Origin of the sequence: Variovorax sp. RO1 (assembly GCF_002849325.1) — a bacterium.
In the GTDB taxonomy this organism is placed as follows: Bacteria; Pseudomonadota; Gammaproteobacteria; order Burkholderiales; family Burkholderiaceae_C; genus Variovorax.
Genome location: NZ_PKMT01000001.1, coordinates 438,168 through 453,866, shown reverse-complemented (window position 1 = coordinate 453,866; position 15,699 = coordinate 438,168). Strand labels below are relative to the sequence as shown.

Sequence of the window (15,699 nt, the reverse complement as noted above, 5' to 3'; positions counted from 1 at the left end):
TCTTTGGGGCTGACCCGTCCTGATCTGGGTTGACACCTTTTCCCTCAAGAAAAGGCAAGTCAATGGAATCAGGCATCAAACGCACGCAGCGGGACTACACGGCGGCTTTTAAGCTGTCGGTGGTCGATCAGGTAGAAAAAGGCGAGCTCACGTACAAGCAGGCTCAGGCGCGCTACGGCATCCAGGGCCGCTCGACGGTGCTGGTGTGGCTGCGCAAGCATGGCCGCCAGAGCTGGGGTTGGGCATCATCTGGGCTGCCCATGCCAGTACCGATCAAGAAATCCTCATCTGCACCCACTGCACCACTGACCCCCGAGCAAAAGATCAAGGCCCTCGAAGTCCAGCTTCGCGATGCCAATGAGAAGGCTCAGCTGTTCGAAGCGGTGATCAACGTCCTGAAGAAGGACTACGGGGTGCGCATCGTAAAAAAGCCTTCGGGCAAGTCCTCACGCAAGAGCTCCTCCCGGGGCTGAGCGTGGCGAGGGCTTGCCGCCATTGGGGCGTCAGCCGCCAAGCCTACTACCAGCAGTTGCAGCATCAGCAGCAGCGCTGTGCGCGCGCCGACACGGTGATCGAGCTCGTTCGGGAGGTGCGCTTGCGCCAGCCCCGGTTGGGCGCACGCAAGCTGCACCATCTGCTCAAGCAGCCGCTGCAGCAGGCCGGTGCGTGCCTGGGGCGCGATGCGCTGCTGGACGTGCTGCGCGAGGCTCGCATGCTGGTGGCGCCCCGGCGGGCGTACCACAAGACCACCGACAGCCATCACCGCTTCCGGCGCCATCCCAACCTGCTCAAGGAGGGGCCGGATCAGGTGCGAGCAACAGCCAGCGAGCAGGTGTGGGTGGCAGACATCACGTATCTGCCCACTGACAAGGGCTTCGTCTATCTCAGCCTGGTGACGGACGCGTGGTCACGCAAGATCGTGGGCCATCACGTGCACGACAGCCTGCACACCCAGCAGGTCAGCCGGGCGCTGAAAGAGGCGCTCAAGGGCCGGCAGACCCGCCAGATGCTGGTGCATCACTCCGACAGAGGCATCCAGTACTGCTCGAACGACTATCAGGAGATCCACCGGCGCTACGGCATCGCCTGCTCGATGACCGACGGCTACGACTGCTACCAGAACGCGCTGGCCGAGCGCGTCAACGGAATCCTGAAGATGGAGTTCCTGCTGCATCGGCCCGCCGACCTGGCGCAGGCCGCCCGGATGGTTCGCCAGTCGGTGCAGATCTACAACCAGGAGAGACCGCACCTGTCCCTAGAATTGAAAACGCCCGATGAGGTTCATCGGGCGTCTATTGCCGGCTTCAGCACGCCGGCTATGTGTCCCTCGTAGGTGTCAACCTATCGCAGGACGGGTCAGCGACGGCGTTGGCCGTCTCTGGCAGTTGGCTCAGCGCGCGTTCTGCAGCGCAGCAATGCGCTCTTCGATCGGCGGGTGCGTGGCGAACAGCTTGCCCATGGCGCCCGTGATGCCCATGGCTTCGACCGCCTTCGGCAGTTCGCCGGCCGGCAGGCCGCCCAGGCGGGCAAGCGCGTTCATCATCGGCTGGCGGTTGCCCATGAGTGCGGCGGCGCCGGCGTCGGCGCGGAACTCGCGCTGGCGCGAGAACCAGGCCACCACGATGGCGGCGGCGAAGCCGAGCACGATGTCCAGCACGATGGTGCTCACGTAGTAGCCGATGCCCGGGCCCGAGGAGCGGTCGTCGCCGCGGCGCAGGAAGCTGTCCACCGCATAGCCGATCACGCGCGAGAGGAACACGACGAAGGTGTTCATCACGCCCTGGATCAGCGTCATGGTGACCATGTCGCCGTTGGCGATGTGCGCGACTTCGTGGCCGATGACGGCCTCGACCTCTTCGCGCGTCATGCCCTGCAGCAGGCCGGTGGACACGGCCACGAGCGACGAGTTCTTGAACGCGCCGGTGGCGAAGGCATTGGGCTCGCCTTCGAAGATGCCGACCTCGGGCATGCCGATGCCGGCCTTGTCGGCGAACTTGCGCACGGTGCCGACAATCCAGGCCTCGTCGGGCGACTGGGGGTTGTCGATCATGCGCAGGCCGGCCGTCCACTTGGCCATGGGCTTGCTGATGAGCAGCGAGATGATCGCGCCGCCGAAACCCATGATCAGCGCGAAGCCGAGCAGCGCCGTCAGGTTGAGGCCGTTGGCCGTGAGGAAGCGATTGACGCCGAGCAGGCTGGCGACCACGCCGAGCACCGCGACGACCATCACGTTGGTCAGGACAAACAGAAGGATACGTTTCAAGTTGAATTCTCCGTGGGGAAATCTGCCCCCTAGATAAGGGCCCCGGGGCCCTCTTCAAGCCGCGCGCGACGGGGAGGCCCTCGGTGTTGCATCCGGTGGAGCCATGATAGGAGCAAAAGTTCTGGCGCCCCGATATTCCCCGTCGGAGTCAAGGCCTGTCGGAAAAGGCCGTCGGAGCCCGGTGCCGGGCGGGTGGCGATGTCGGCGTGCAGCCGGCCGCGACGGCGACTGTCCTGCGTCCAGCGCAGCGCGAACAGCACGCCGTTGACCAGCACCAGCCCCGCGGCGAACAGCCACCACAGCACGTGCGCGCCTGCTGCGGTCATGCGCGAAGCATCGAGGCTCGGGTCGATGCGCACCCACGGCGTGCCGGCGGCGTCCTTGCCGCCGGCGGTGACCAGGCCTTCGAGCGTGAAGGGCTTCAGGCCTTCGGCCGTGGCGTTGCGCTGCAGGCGGGTCCAGCGGGCGAGCAGGGAACTGTCGGTATCGCTGTCGTCTTCGGCGACGTCGGCCGCGCCCGCGGTCGCGCCCGGCACATCGTCATTGCCCTCACCGGGCTGCTGCACCGGCGCGTTGTCGATGCGCATGGAAGACGCCAGCAGCACGCCGCCCTGCGCGGGCACGATGGCAGGACGCGCGGCCTCGATCTTCCCGGCCACCGCGCTATCGACCGCTTGTGCCAGCGCACGCTGCACGGACGCCAGCTGCTGGCGCGACAGGATGAGGTCGGCGTTCTCCTGGCCCGCTGCCGCGCTGGTGGCCAACGCCTGCCAGGTGTTCACCGGCGTCTCGACGCCGTCCTTGTCGACCGTGGCGTCGATGGCGCGCACGAGCTCGCGCTGCAGGCGCTCGCAGGCGGTGGGCGACAGGCCGGCGGCGTCCTTGCAGGCGGCATCGATCATCGCCACCGAGCGGTCGAAGCCGCGCACGGTCAGCGGCACGCTCTCGCGCGCACGGTAGGCCGCGAGCGGGTCGGAGGCCTGTCCGCCCATCTGCTGCATGCGCAGCATCGCGATCAGGCTGACCATCGCGTGGTTCTCGGTCGCGCGAAGGAAGCCGGGCTCGGCGAGCGCCAGCACGCTCGGCGGAATGTCCAGTGCGGGGACGACGGGTGCGGTGCCGTTCCAGCGCACGGACGTGCAATCGATGACCGGCACGCCGCTGGTGGTGTGCGCTTCGGCACGGCCGCTCATGTCGATCTCGCACCGGCCTTGGCCCTCCATGCGCGCGCGGCTGCCCCAATGAGGCGGCTTGTCCGCGAGCTGCCCAGCATCGCCATAGGTGGCTGTGGCGCCGCCATTCGTGAGCCATTGCGCGGCGAGCGCAGCCTCGCCGCGCGGGTCGGGTGTCGACAGCGCGACCGCGCCGATGGCGAGCAGGCCGATGACCAGGTGCAGCAGGTGCCGGCCCCAGTACGCGGGACGGAAACGCCGCCATTCGTCGGCCACCGACCACTTGTCGCCGAAGCTCACGGCGCTGAAGTCGCTGGTGCGCAGCTCGGCTTCGATCACCTCGCCGTAAGGGACCGACGCCGTCGTGCGCCAATGCGAAGGCAGCACCAGGCTCAGCTTGTCGCCGATGAACAGCCCCACGTTCTGGACCGACGCGTTGCTGGCGTTGACCACCGCGATCTGGTTGAGCATGCCGCGCACGCGGTTCACCGGCTGCGGTTGCCGCGCAGGCGCCGTTGCCGGCGGCGTGCGCACGAACAGCCACGCGGCCCACAGGCCCGCGAGCCCGCCTGCGCCCATCAGGTAGACGCTCACCGCTTGCGTGGCGTCCCAGGTGGCGACCCACAACAGCACGAAGGCAAGCAGCCAGGCGAAGGCCGAGGCCCAGCCGCCGCGCCCCATGCGACTTGCGACCTCTTCGGGCGTTTCGGTGCGCTGGCTCAGGATGTCGACTTCGCCGCGCTGGTAGCGCGCGTTGGGGTCGATCGCAACGGATGCAGCCACGGTGTCGGACAGGGCCGCGCCGGTGTCTGGTCCGACTTCATCCAGCGACGGGAGCGCACCGATCTCGCCGCGCTTCCATTGCTGGTCCTGCGCCTGCTGGCGCTGCGCGCGCTGCCGGCCTTCGAACAGATCGAAGCCGTTCAGGCGGATCACGACGGCGGACTTTCCGGCCAGCACCACCAGCGCCTGGTTGTGCGGCTCGATGTAGTCGATGGCGTCGTAGGGCAGCAGCACATCGACGTCGCCGATGGTGTCGTGCTCGGTGGACGAGCCCTGCGTCGACAGGCCGTGGCGCAGGAACGCACCGCTGAGTTCCCGCACGTTGTCGTCGACCGTGAGCTTCTGCCCCATCAGGAAGGGTTGCAGTGCCGATTTTTCTTCGTCGGTGATGCGGCGCAGCACCGGCGCATTGCGGAAGTCTTTCAGGGCACTCCGGTTGTCGGAGCGGCGCGACATGTAGACGATGAAGCTGTAGATCCCGTAAAGAATCAGCCCGACCTTGAGCACGATGATGATGGTGTCCATCTTGTTGACCTCTCCCCTGGCATGTGAACGTATGACGCGCGCGTGGCGCGCGATGCAAGCGCCTGGCGAAGGCCCCTCCCGGGCCCGTCAACGCTAGCGCGACTTCGGTTCTGACAACGCGCCCGACAACGGTCGAAAGACCTGCGGGTCGGCATAGAACGAAGCCGATGTATTTTCGACGCACCAGCCGGGCACACCGAGCACCGGAATAGGAACGAAAGGCTTCGCTTCGAGCTGTTTCGCGTCGATATTTCTTGCGATCGCCGCATCGTCGAGGGCTGCGGCGCCGGTCGCACGGTGCGTCAACAACACATGCGCGGTGATCGGCTTGCGCGGCGTCACCAGTTTTTCGAGCAGCGCATGGCCGAAGAGCAGCAGGCGTGCCTCATGCCACAGGCTGCGCTGCGTGACGAACAACGCCTGCCAGTCGCGCGCGATCAGCGCGTCCCACAGCGCGGGCGGTGCATCGAGCACGGCGCCGTTTTCGTCGAAGAGCGTGAGCGCATCGCGCAGCGGTCCGCGCGTGGCGCCGACGCCGGCGCGTGCGATCTCGGTGGCCTGCACTTCGTTGAGCCGGCGCTTGGTCTCGGGAAAGGCCAGCCAGACGAGGCCGTTGAAGAAGTCGTGCAGGTTGTCGCGCGTGGGCACGGTGCGCGTGCGGAAGATGTGGGCCTCGTAGGCCTGACCTTCGGGCAGCGCGTCTTGCGTGACGAAGTCGGGCACGGTCGGCGGCTTGGCCGCCTGCAGCGCGGCGGCGACGGTGCCGCTCTGTGCAATGGCCCGCGCCACGGCTTCGCCGGGGTCGCGGTACGGGGCCAGCCACGGTGCGGCCCACTCGATGGCCGCGACCACCGGCAGGGCCGAACTCAAGGCGCGGTCGCCCCCGTCCATCGGATGCGGTCGGGGTGCTGCATCACTGCGAACTCGGCCGTGAGCTTGTCGAACAGCTTGAGCGAGCTGCCGCTCTTGCTGAGCAGGCCGGCGGTGCGCAGGGCCTTGGCCACGTCGTTGAGCGGCACGTCGGTGCCGCGGCGCAGCGCGGGCATGGCCTGCAGGATGAACTCGGCCGCTTCGGAGATTTGAGGCACCGGCGGCGGTGGGGGCGGCGCGGCGGGCTTGGCCGTCTTGGCCGCCGTCTTGCGCGCGGTCTTGGCGGCCACCTTCTTCGCGGGCGCCGTCTTGGCGGCCGGCGTCTTCTTCGCCGCAGCGGTCGTCTTCTTGGCCGGCGCGGTGCGCACGGCCGGCTTCACGCCGTGGTGCGGGATGTCGATGAAGCTGTCGTAGACGCCGACGGTCTCTTCGCCGGTCTTGCCCTGCTGGCCGATGCCGCAGACGCGGCAGCCTTTTTCGCGCAGGCGGATCACGAGCGGCGCGAAGTCGGAGTCGGACGACACCAGCACCACCACGTCGGGCCGCTCGGCGATCACGAGGTCGATGGCATCGACGGCCAGCGCGATGTCGGTGCTGTTCTTGCCCGCCGACAGGTTCACCATCGGCCGCACCGACAGCCGCTTGAACAGCGCCTGCCGGTTCACGGCCATCTCGGCGTTGCAGTAGGCGCGGCGCACGTGGATGGCGCCGAAGTCTTCCATCGTGCGCTGCACGGCCTGCTCGATCACGTCGGCCGAGACGTTGTCGGCGTCGATCAGCAGCATCACAAGAGGATTAGAGGTCATAGGGTTCTGGTAATTGGTTGGCGGTTGCATGGCAATCACCGTGCAAGCGATGGGGCACTCAGCCCCGATATCTCACCGTGTTCGGCTGGCTTTTGGGCATCAACTCGAATTGCGCAGGATGCCGGCGAAAAAGCAGCACCGGCTTCGAAGTCCCTGTGAGCAACCCAGCGTCACGCAGCTTCTTGGCGATCAAGCTCAGATGCACCGGTTCTTTGGTCTTGAGCTCAGGAAGGATCGAAAGAATCTTCTTGAGAGATGGCGCTCCGGTCGCCGATGCCTTGGCCTGCGTCGGCTCTTGGGTCTTTCGCGCCACGGGCGGCGGCTTGATTTCGGGCGCCGGGCGCAAGACCGGCGGAGCATCCGGCAGCGTCACGCTGTCCTGCGCAGGTTTCGCTTCGGGTTGAACCTCCAAGAGAGGCGGCGCTTCGACCACGTCCAGCAGCACAACATCGTCGTAAAAGCTGTCGGGGTTTGCGAATATCTTGTTGGCCAGGCTGTAGCAAAGAACCTTGCAGCCCTTCTCCCGCAACCAGATGGCGAGCGGCACGAAGTCCGCGTCACCCGAGCAGATCGCGACGATATCGATGTCGTTGGTGCACACGGCCTCCACGGCGTCGATCACCAGCGCGCTGTCTGTCGTGGTCTTGTCGACGATCAGGTTCGCCACCGGCCGAACACCATGCTTCCAAAGCACGGCGTGGATGCTCTTGAGGCTCTCCGGCCGTCCATAGGCACGCCTGTAGATGACACGATCAGCCATCGATCGCAGCGCCAGCAGGACGTGATCGAGTGCGGTGGGATCGTTCAGGTTGTCGGCATCGATGAACACGGCCATGTTCTTGGCCGTGGTGCTCGTCGGCGTGCCGACAACGGCCATTACACGAGCTTCCAGTTCACGGTCTCGCCGCCGCGCAGCGGCTTGAGCGTGGCTTCGCCGTAGGGCACGGTCTCGGGCAGGGTCCAGGTTTCGCGCTTCAGCGTGACGGTGTCGGTGTGGCGCGGCAGGTCGTAGAAGTCGGGGCCGTGGAAGCTGGCGAAGCCCTCGAGCTTGTCGAGTGCGTTCACGCTGTCGAAGGCCTCGGCGTACAGCTCGATGGCGGTGAGCGCGGTGTAGCAGCCAGCGCAGCCCAGTGCGTGCTCCTTCAGGTGCGCGGGGTGCGGCGCGCTGTCGGTGCCCAGGAAGAAGCGATCGCTGCCGCTGGTGGCCGCCTCGACCAGCGCGACGCGGTGCGTCTCGCGCTTGAGCACGGGCAGGCAGTAGTAGTGCGGGCGGATGCCGCCGGTGAAGATGGCGTTGCGGTTGTACAGCAGGTGGTGCGCCGTGATGGTGGCAGCAGTGAAACGGCCGGCGTCGCGCACGTAGTGGGCACCTTCCTTGGTGGTGAGGTGCTCGAACACCACCTTCAGCTCGGGGAAGTCGCGACGCAATGGAATCATCACGCGGTCGACAAAGACCGCTTCGCGATCGAACAGGTCGATGGCGGGGTCGGTCACCTCGCCGTGCACCAGCAGCAGCAGGCCGTGCTTCTGCATGGCCTCGAGCGTCTTGTAGGTCTTGCGGATGTCGGTCACGCCGGCATCGCTGTTGGTGGTGGCGCCGGCCGGGTAGAGCTTGAGCGCGCGCACGCCGGCTTCTGCGGCGAGGGCGATTTCTTCGGGCGGCAGCTTGTCGGTCAGGTAGAGCGACATCACGGGCTCGAAGGACGTGCCCGCGGGCACGGCGGCGCGGATGCGGTCGCGGTAGGCCACGGCCTGGGCGGCGGTGGTCACGGGCGGACGCAGGTTCGGCATGATCAGCGCGCGGCCGAACTGGCGGGCGCTGTGGGGCACGACGGCTTCGAGGGCGGCGCCATCGCGCACGTGCAAGTGCCAGTCGTCTGGGCGGGTGATCGTGAGGGTGTCTGTCATGGCCCCGGGATTGTCGCATCGCCCCCGAGGCGAGCCACTACCCCAGCAGGTACTCGCGCACCAGCAGGCGCGCCCGGTGCAGCCGGCTCTTGACGGCACCCGGCGGCTCGCCCAGGCGCCCGGCGATTTCGGCGATGGTGAGTTCCTCGAAGTCGCGCAGCAGCACGACTTCGCGGTAGTGCGCCGGCAGCGATTCGAGCGCGTTGGCCAGGTCGATGCGCAGCGCGTCGTCGCTGCGGGCCGCGAGCTGGCGTTCGACCACGTCTTCGTCGAGCGGGTCGTGCCGGAACATCGCGCGCTGCAGGCGCAGGCATTCGCGCCGGATGACGGTGAACAGCCACGACGAGAACGCCGCGGCCGCCTGCAGCCCGCGCACCCGGCGCGCGACCACCAGCAACGACTCCTGCACGGCGTCGTCCACGTCGCTGGCCTGGCAGTGCCGGCGGGCGTAGCGGCGCGCGTCGGTCTGGCAGGCGGCGAGCAGGCCCTCGATGGCGACGGGGTCGCCGGTCTGCGCGGCCAGGATCAGGCAGGTGCGGTCGATGGTGGCGGCAGCCATGGGTCAGCGTCCTTCTTTGTCCAGCTTGCGCCCGAGCATCGCGCACATCGGGCAGAAGCCGACCAGCCCGGTAAGGGCCAGCATCGCGCCCATGAGGCCGACCGCGACGGCCAGCGTGTCCGCCGGCCAGTTCATGGCGGCGAAGGCGAGGCCGACGAGGCCCAGGGCGATGCGCAGGGCGCGTTCCCAGCCGGGGACATTCTTGACGTAGAGCATGGTGGTTTCCTTCGATCCGTGACGTGTGAGTGCGGGGGAACAGAACGCCCCTCCCGCATGGAAAGAGGCGGCCACCCGCCGAAACGGTTCGCGGAAAGTCAGGATTTTTTCATGCGCTCGCGGCAACACCCACCCGCATGAGGCACAGCTAGCGCTGGAACACCCCGCAGACGCGGTCGGCCACGGCCTGCATCCAGCGCACATGGCTGGTCGAGCTGCGCGCGCCCCGGCCCGGCGGCCAGGGGTCGAACACGCGCAGCGTGGTGCCGCCCCCGCCGGGGTCGTTGTCGCCGCGGATGCCCACGAGCACGACCATGTGGCCCGGCTGGCCGGCGGGCGCGCCGCCCTTGGCGCCCCAGCGCAGATCGAACATCAGCGGCCCGGCGTGCAGCGCGGTGCGCAGCGCAGCGACGGTCCACGGGCCGTGAGGCCGCAGCGTGAGGCCGTGCGCGGCGGCGAAGCGGTGGTTGTCGTCATCGCCGTTGTCACTGCCGGCTGCATGGCGGTCGCTGTCCACGCGGCGGCGCAAGGTGCCGTCGGTGCCCATGAGCTCGGAGGGCGTGCGCGCCATCACGGTCTGCACGGTGGCGCGCGTGAGCATCGCCGTGGCCGCGGCCCAGCACAGCGCGTGCACGGGCTGCGGAATCAGCGCCACGGGGTGCAGCAGCGGCGCGTGGGTTTCGTTGTCGAAGGCCACGTTGCGGGTGCAGGGGCCGGCCTCGCCGTCCTCGCACAGCCAGTGCGCGGCCTGCAGACGCAGCACGGCCGCCCGGGTGACGGGGCCGTAGTCGCCATCGGGTACGAGGCCGGGGCTGGGCTGCAGCTTGTGGTTCAGGGCGTCCTGCAGGCGACGGACATCGGCCCCGCGCCAGCCCTGTTTCAGCGTGCTCATCGGTGGGAATCCCCCTTGACACAAGGATGCACGGACGAAGGAATGCGAGCGGATGCATTGTGAAAACGGCACGCCCCTGCGTCTATTGGTCGGATGACATAGCCGGAACATGTGATGACACGGGGGTTCGCCCCCAAGCGATGGACCTTGGTAGGCTCGCTCCCCATGACCGCGCCCGCCCCGATCGCACACCCCATCGCCACCGAACTCGCCGACGGCGGCCTCGCCGCCCTGTTCACCGCGCCCGGTGGCGCGCCGGCCTTCGCGGTGCGCTGGCAGGGCGCCGTGCACGGCTACCTGAACCAGTGCCCGCACGCGGGCGGCCCGCTCGATTTCGAAGGCCAGATCCTCGAAAGCTCCGGGCGCTACCTGATGTGCGCGCGGCACGGCGCCATCTTCGAGCCCGACACCGGGCGCTGCGTCGGCGGCCCCTGCCGGGGCGCGCGGCTCACGCCGCTGGCGCTGCGCGAAGCGCCGGACGGCAGCGTGTGGCTGGCCGACTGAGGCCTTCGAGCCGCTACAGTCGCGACCTCTTCTTTCCGCCCTGCCCCATGCGCCGATTCGCTGCTTTCTCCGTCCTCGTTCCGGCCCTGCTCATCGTCGCGGGCTGCGTCTCGCGACCCGCGCCGCGCGTCACCTTCCTGGCCGACGGCGTGTTCAAGTCGCCCACCGCGCAGGACGCCGAAAACTACTGCCGCAACTTCGGCGCGCCGATGCGCTTCCTGAGCAGCACGCTGTCGGAAGTAGCGGCAGAGGGCGTGCCGGCAGGAGAAGTCGTCTACCGCTGCGACTGAGCGTCGGCTTCCTCGGGCCGCACGACATCGTGCGCGCTGGTGTTCGACGAGATCGTGCAGCGCGGCGCGCTCACCACCGGCCTGACTGGCACCTGGCGCGGCCGCCGATCGCGACGATCATGAACGTGGGAGTCGAGGTGGGCCTGCGCTGCGCACGGCGCGAGATCGCCTGAGTCGGCCAGGGGATATCCGTCGGCTGGCACATGTCGTGCTTGAGGGGTTTTCGTCCTTTCCGTCACCCCCCACCCACCGGAGTTCCATGTGAAGCGTGCTGCCCCCGCCCTGTCCCTGAAACCCCTGGCCGCCTGCGCGGCGCTCGCCGTGCTTGTTCTTGCATCGCCGGCCGCGCTCGCGCAGGAAAAAACACTGCGCATCGCCATGACCGCCGCCGACATTCCGCGCACCCTCGGCCAGCCCGACCAGGGCTTCGAGGGCAACCGCTTCACCGGCATCCCGATCTACGACGCGCTCACGCAGTGGGACCTGTCGAAGGCCGATGCGCCGAGCGTGCTGATCCCTGGACTTTCCACGTCGTGGGCCGTCGATGCCAAGGACAAGACCAAGTGGGTCTTCAAGCTGCGCCCCGGCGTCAAGTTCCACGACGGCTCGGCCTTCAACGCCGACGCCGTGGTGTGGAACGTGCAGAAGGTGCTCGACAAGGAAGCGCCGCAGTTCGACGCCAGCCAGGTCGGCGTCACGGCCTCGCGCATGCCCACGCTCAAGTCGGCGCGCAAGATCGACGACATGACGGTCGAGCTCACCACCAGCGAGCCCGATGCGTTCCTGCCGATCAACCTCACGAACCTGTTCATGGCTTCGCCCGCCCAGTGGCAGAAGAAGTTCGATGCCGCCGCCGGCGCCACGCCCGCCGACAAGGCGAAGGCCGCCTGGACCGCCTTCGCCGCCGACCCGTCCGGCTCGGGCCCGTTCAAGGTCACGCGCTTCGTGGCGCGCGAGCGTCTGGAACTGGCTGCCAACAAGACCTACTGGGACGCCAAACGCACGCCGAAGATCGACAAGGTCGTGATGATTCCGATGCCGGAAGCCAACGCGCGCACCGCCGCGCTGCTGGGCGGGCAGGTCGACTGGATCGAGGCGCCCTCACCCGACGCGATGGCGCAGATCACGCAGCGCGGCTTCAAGGTCTATTCGAATGCACAGCCGCACGTGTGGCCGTGGCAGCTGTCGTTCGCCGAAGGCTCGCCCTGGCTCGACAAGCGCGTGCGCCAGGCCGCCAACCTGTGCATCGACCGCGGCGGCATGAAGCAACTCCTGGGCGGCATGATGGCCGAGCCCAAGGGCACCGTGCCGCCCGGCCACCCCTGGTTCGGCAAGCCCGGCTTCGACATCAAGTACGACGTGAAGGCCGCGCAGGCGCTCATGACGCAGGCCGGCTACTCGGCCGCCAAGCCGATCAAGGTGAAGGTGCAGATCTCGGCCTCGGGCTCGGGCCAGATGCAGCCGCTGCCGATGAACGAGTTTGCGCAGCAGTCGCTCAAGCAGTGCTTCTTCGACGTGCAGTTCGACGTCATCGAATGGAACACGCTCTTCACCAACTGGCGCAAGGGCGCCAAGGATGCGTCGGCCAACGGCGCCAGCGCGGTCAACATCAGCTTCGCGGCGATGGACCCGTTCTTCGCGATGGTGCGCTTCGTGAGCACCAAGGCCTTCCCACCGGTGTCGAACAACTGGGGCTACTACGGCAACGCCGAGGTCGACAAGCTGGTGGCCGACGCGCGCACCAGCTTCGACGACAAGGCGCGCGACGCCGCGCTGGCCAAGTTGCACACGCACATCGTGGACGACGCCCCCTTCGTGTGGATCGCGCACGACGTGGGGCCGCGCGCCATGTCGGCCAAAGTGAAGAACGTGGTGCAGCCGAAGAGCTGGTTCATCGACATCGCGACGATGACGATGGACTGACCTTCTCCCGTAGCCAGCCACGAGCCAGCCACCCCATGTTCACCTACCTCCTGCGCCGCGTGATCTACGCCGTGCCGATCATGATCGGCGTGGCCCTCGTGTGCTTCCTGCTCGTGCACATCGCACCCGGCGATCCGCTGGTGTCGATCCTGCCGCCCGACGCCTCGGCGGACCTGCAGGCGCAGCTGCGCGAGCTCTACGGCTTCAACCGCTCGCTGCCCGAGCAGTTCGCGATGTGGGTCTGGCGTGCGCTGCACGGCGACCTGGGCGTGTCCATCGCGAGCAACCGCGCGGTGGCCGGCGAGGTGTTCACCGCGGTGGGCAACACGCTGCGGCTGGCGGTGGTTGCGACCTTCATCGGCTTCGTGCTGGGTTGTTTGTTCGGCTTCGTGGCGGGCTACTTCCGCAACTCGTGGATCGACCGATTCGCCTCGATGTTCTCGGTGCTCGGCGTGAGCGTGCCGCACTACTGGCTGGGCATGGTGATGGTGATCGTGTTCTCGTCGCAGCTCATGTGGCTGCCCGCCACGGGCGCGGGCCCGAGCGGTTCGGGCGACTGGGCCTGGGACTGGGAACACCTGCAGTTCCTCTTGCTGCCGGCGCTCACGATGTCGGTGATCCCGATGGGCATCATCGCGCGCACCGTGCGCGCGCTGGTGGCCGACATCCTCGACCAGGAGTTCATCGTCGGGCTGCGCGCCAAGGGGCTCACCCATTTCGGCGTGTTCCGCCACATGGTGAAGAACGCGGCGCCCACGGCGCTCGCCGTGATGGGCCTGCAGCTGGGTTACCTGCTGGGCGGCTCGATCCTGATCGAGACGGTGTTCTCGTGGCCCGGCACCGGCTTCCTGCTGAACTCGGCGATCTTCCAGCGCGACCTGCCGCTGCTGCAGGGAACGATCCTGGTGCTGGCGATGTTCTTCGTCGTGCTCAACCTGCTGGTCGATGTATTGCAGACGCTGCTCGATCCGCGCATCGCGCGCGCCTGAAGAGAGAAGAAAGCCGCAACACCATGTCCTCCGTGCTTCCCGCTTCTTCCGCCATCGCAGTCGAGCCGTTGCCGGCCCAGCGATCCCGCGGCTACTGGGCCTCTGTCTGGCTGCGCTTCCGGCGCGATCCGGTGGCCGTCGGCGCGGCCATCGTCGTGCTGCTGCTGATCGCACTCGCGCTGTTCGGCCCTTGGCTCGCACCGTCCGACCCCTACCAGTCGTCCATGCTCAAGCGCCTCAAGCCCATCGGCACCGAAGGCCTGCCCTTCGGCAGCGACGAACTGGGCCGCGACATGCTCTCGCGGCTGATCGTCGGCGCGCGGCTGTCGCTCTTCATCGGCATCACGCCGGTGCTCTGCGCCTTCGTGTTGGGCACGGTCATCGGCATCGTCGCGGGCTATGCGGGTGGCATCACCAACACACTGATCATGCGCACGATCGACGTGTTCTACGCGTTTCCCTCGGTGCTGCTGGCCATCGCGCTCTCGGGCACGCTGGGCGCGGGCGTGGTCAATTCGCTGATCTCGCTGACCATCGTGTTCATTCCGCAGATCGCGCGCGTGGCCGAAAGCGTGACCACGCAGGTGCGCACCCGCGACTACGTGGAAGCGGCACGCGCCTCGGGCGCCAGCCCCTTCACCATCGTGCGGGTGCATGTGCTGGGCAATGTGCTCGGACCGATCTTCGTCTACGCGACGAGTCTGATCGCGGTCTCGATGATCCTGGCGTCGGGCCTGTCGTTCCTCGGCCTGGGCGTGAAGCCGCCGGAACCCGAGTGGGGCCTGATGCTCAACACGCTGCGCACGGCGATCTACGCGCAGCCGTGGGTGGCTGCGCTGCCGGGCGTGATGATCTTCATCACGTCGATTTCCTTCAACCTGCTTTCCGACGGCCTGCGTTCGGCGATGGACAACAAGGGGTGAGGCCATGGACGCACTGAAAGACATCGGCGGCCCGGCACAGCCGCTCCTCACCATCACCGGCCTGGTCAAGCATTTCCCGCTGAAGAAAGACCCGCTCGGCCGCGGCGGCGGCGTGGTGCGCGCAGTCGACGGCGTGGACTTCGAAGTCATGAAGGGCGAGACGCTCGGCGTGGTTGGCGAATCGGGCTGCGGCAAGTCGACCACCGCGCGCCTCCTGATGCAGCTGATCGAGCCCACGCGCGGCGAGGTGGTGTTCGACGGCCGCGAGGTCGGCAGCCGCGACCTGCCGCTCAAGGAGTTCCGTCGCCAGGTGCAGATGGTGTTCCAGGACAGCTACGCCTCGCTCAACCCGCGCCTCACCATCGAGGACTCGGTGGCCTTCGGGCCGCAGGTGCACGGCGTGTCGCGGCGCGAGGCGGTGGCGCGGGCACGCGACCTGCTCGCGCGCGTGGGCCTTTCGCCGCAGCGCTTTGCCGAGCGCTATCCGCATGAGCTTTCCGGTGGCCAACGGCAGCGCGTGAACATCGCCCGGGCGTTGGCACTGCAGCCGCGCATGGTGATCCTCGACGAGGCGGTGTCGGCGCTCGACAAGTCGGTCGAGGCACAGGTCATCAACCTGCTGCTCGACCTGAAGTCCGAGTTCGGCCTGACCTACGTGTTCATCAGCCACGACCTCAACGTGGTGCGCTACGTGAGCGACCGCGTGATGGTGATGTACCTGGGCCAGGTGGCCGAGATCGGCCCGGCCGATGCGCTGTACGAAGCGCCCGCGCATCCCTACACGCGCGCGCTGCTGTCCTCGATGCCATCGATGGACCCCGACAACCGCACCGAAGAAGCGGCGCTTGCGGGTGATCCGCCGAACCCGATCAACCCGCCCACGGGCTGCCGCTTTCATCCGCGCTGCGCGCTCGCCGCCCCCGTGTGCAGCAAGATCGTGCCCGAACGCATCGTCACCGGCTCGCAGCATGCGGTGAGCTGCCTGATCCACGAAGCGGGCAGCGGGCATCCGATGGCGCAGCAGCAGCAAACCCTCCAGAGGCAGGCCGCATGAGCACGACAGCAGCAGACACCAG

Annotated in this window: 16 protein-coding genes; 7 read left to right on the top strand and 9 right to left on the bottom strand. The window is 67.8% G+C overall.

What is annotated here, in order from left to right:
• The first annotated feature begins 62 nt into the window (after positions 1-62).
• Positions 63-1,333, top strand: a protein-coding gene (locus CY658_RS02055) for an IS3 family transposase (protein WP_219589569.1) whose coding sequence is annotated in 2 segments (ribosomal slippage) — positions 63-422 and positions 425-1,333 — 1,269 coding nt in all. Because the reading frame shifts where the segments join, the coding sequence is not laid out codon by codon here.
• Between the two features lie 57 nt (positions 1,334-1,390).
• Here the strand turns inward: CY658_RS02055 and htpX are convergent.
• The 9 genes from htpX to CY658_RS02010 all read right to left on the bottom strand — a co-directional run bounded on the left by htpX (position 1,391) and on the right by CY658_RS02010 (position 9,994).
• Positions 1,391-2,263: a protease HtpX gene (gene htpX / locus CY658_RS02050; RefSeq protein WP_101488641.1), complete on the bottom strand. Its 873-nt coding sequence runs from the start codon at positions 2,261-2,263 to the stop codon at positions 1,391-1,393.
• A 29-nt stretch (positions 2,264-2,292) separates the two neighbouring features.
• Entirely contained in the window at positions 2,293-4,743 is a 2,451-nt protein-coding gene (locus CY658_RS02045) for an IgaA/UmoB family intracellular growth attenuator (protein ID WP_101488640.1), read from the bottom strand.
• Between the two features lie 93 nt (positions 4,744-4,836).
• Complete coding sequence (locus CY658_RS02040) at positions 4,837-5,634, bottom strand: DUF3025 domain-containing protein (protein WP_101488639.1); 798 nt, start codon at positions 5,632-5,634, stop codon at positions 4,837-4,839.
• Positions 5,610-6,419, bottom strand: coding sequence for an NYN domain-containing protein (locus CY658_RS02035; RefSeq protein ID WP_101488638.1), 810 nt, complete (start codon positions 6,417-6,419; stop codon positions 5,610-5,612). The genes CY658_RS02040 and CY658_RS02035 overlap by 25 nt, the downstream gene beginning before the upstream one ends.
• 58 nt (positions 6,420-6,477) lie before the next feature.
• A complete protein-coding gene (locus CY658_RS02030) occupies positions 6,478-7,296 on the bottom strand; it encodes an NYN domain-containing protein (RefSeq protein ID WP_101488637.1) in 819 nt (272 codons plus the stop codon).
• Positions 7,296-8,327: a dihydroorotase gene (gene pyrC, locus CY658_RS02025; RefSeq protein WP_101488636.1), complete on the bottom strand. Its 1,032-nt coding sequence runs from the start codon at positions 8,325-8,327 to the stop codon at positions 7,296-7,298. Before pyrC ends, CY658_RS02030 begins: the two co-directional genes overlap by 1 nt.
• 37 nt (positions 8,328-8,364) lie before the next feature.
• Positions 8,365-8,886: an RNA polymerase sigma factor gene (locus tag CY658_RS02020; protein WP_101488635.1), complete on the bottom strand. Its 522-nt coding sequence runs from the start codon at positions 8,884-8,886 to the stop codon at positions 8,365-8,367.
• A gap of 3 nt (positions 8,887-8,889) precedes the next feature.
• Positions 8,890-9,102, bottom strand: coding sequence for a YgaP family membrane protein (locus CY658_RS02015; protein ID WP_101488634.1), 213 nt, complete (start codon positions 9,100-9,102; stop codon positions 8,890-8,892).
• A 148-nt stretch (positions 9,103-9,250) separates the two neighbouring features.
• Complete coding sequence (locus CY658_RS02010; protein WP_180838834.1) at positions 9,251-9,994, bottom strand: peptidoglycan-binding protein; 744 nt, start codon at positions 9,992-9,994, stop codon at positions 9,251-9,253.
• Positions 9,995-10,159: 165 nt separating this feature from the next.
• Between CY658_RS02010 and CY658_RS02005 the strand changes: the two genes are divergently transcribed.
• The 6 genes from CY658_RS02005 to CY658_RS01980 all read left to right on the top strand — a co-directional run bounded on the left by CY658_RS02005 (position 10,160) and on the right by CY658_RS01980 (position 15,677).
• Positions 10,160-10,498 carry a Rieske (2Fe-2S) protein gene (locus CY658_RS02005; RefSeq protein WP_101488632.1) on the top strand — a complete coding sequence of 113 codons (339 nt, stop codon included), beginning with the start codon at positions 10,160-10,162 and terminating at the stop codon, positions 10,496-10,498.
• A 47-nt stretch (positions 10,499-10,545) separates the two neighbouring features.
• Positions 10,546-10,788: a hypothetical protein gene (locus CY658_RS02000; protein ID WP_101488631.1), complete on the top strand. Its 243-nt coding sequence runs from the start codon at positions 10,546-10,548 to the stop codon at positions 10,786-10,788.
• Positions 10,789-11,049: 261 nt separating this feature from the next.
• Positions 11,050-12,711, top strand: a complete 1,662-nt coding sequence (locus CY658_RS01995) for an ABC transporter substrate-binding protein (protein WP_101488630.1) — start codon at positions 11,050-11,052, stop codon at positions 12,709-12,711.
• A 35-nt stretch (positions 12,712-12,746) separates the two neighbouring features.
• A complete protein-coding gene (locus CY658_RS01990) occupies positions 12,747-13,700 on the top strand; it encodes an ABC transporter permease (protein WP_101488629.1) in 954 nt (317 codons plus the stop codon).
• Positions 13,701-13,723: 23 nt separating this feature from the next.
• Entirely contained in the window at positions 13,724-14,623 is a 900-nt protein-coding gene (locus CY658_RS01985) for an ABC transporter permease (RefSeq protein ID WP_101488628.1), read from the top strand.
• Positions 14,624-14,627: 4 nt separating this feature from the next.
• On the top strand, positions 14,628-15,677 hold the full coding sequence (locus CY658_RS01980) for an ABC transporter ATP-binding protein (protein WP_101488627.1): 1,050 nt from the start codon (positions 14,628-14,630) through the stop codon (positions 15,675-15,677).
• Positions 15,678-15,699 lie beyond the last annotated feature (22 nt).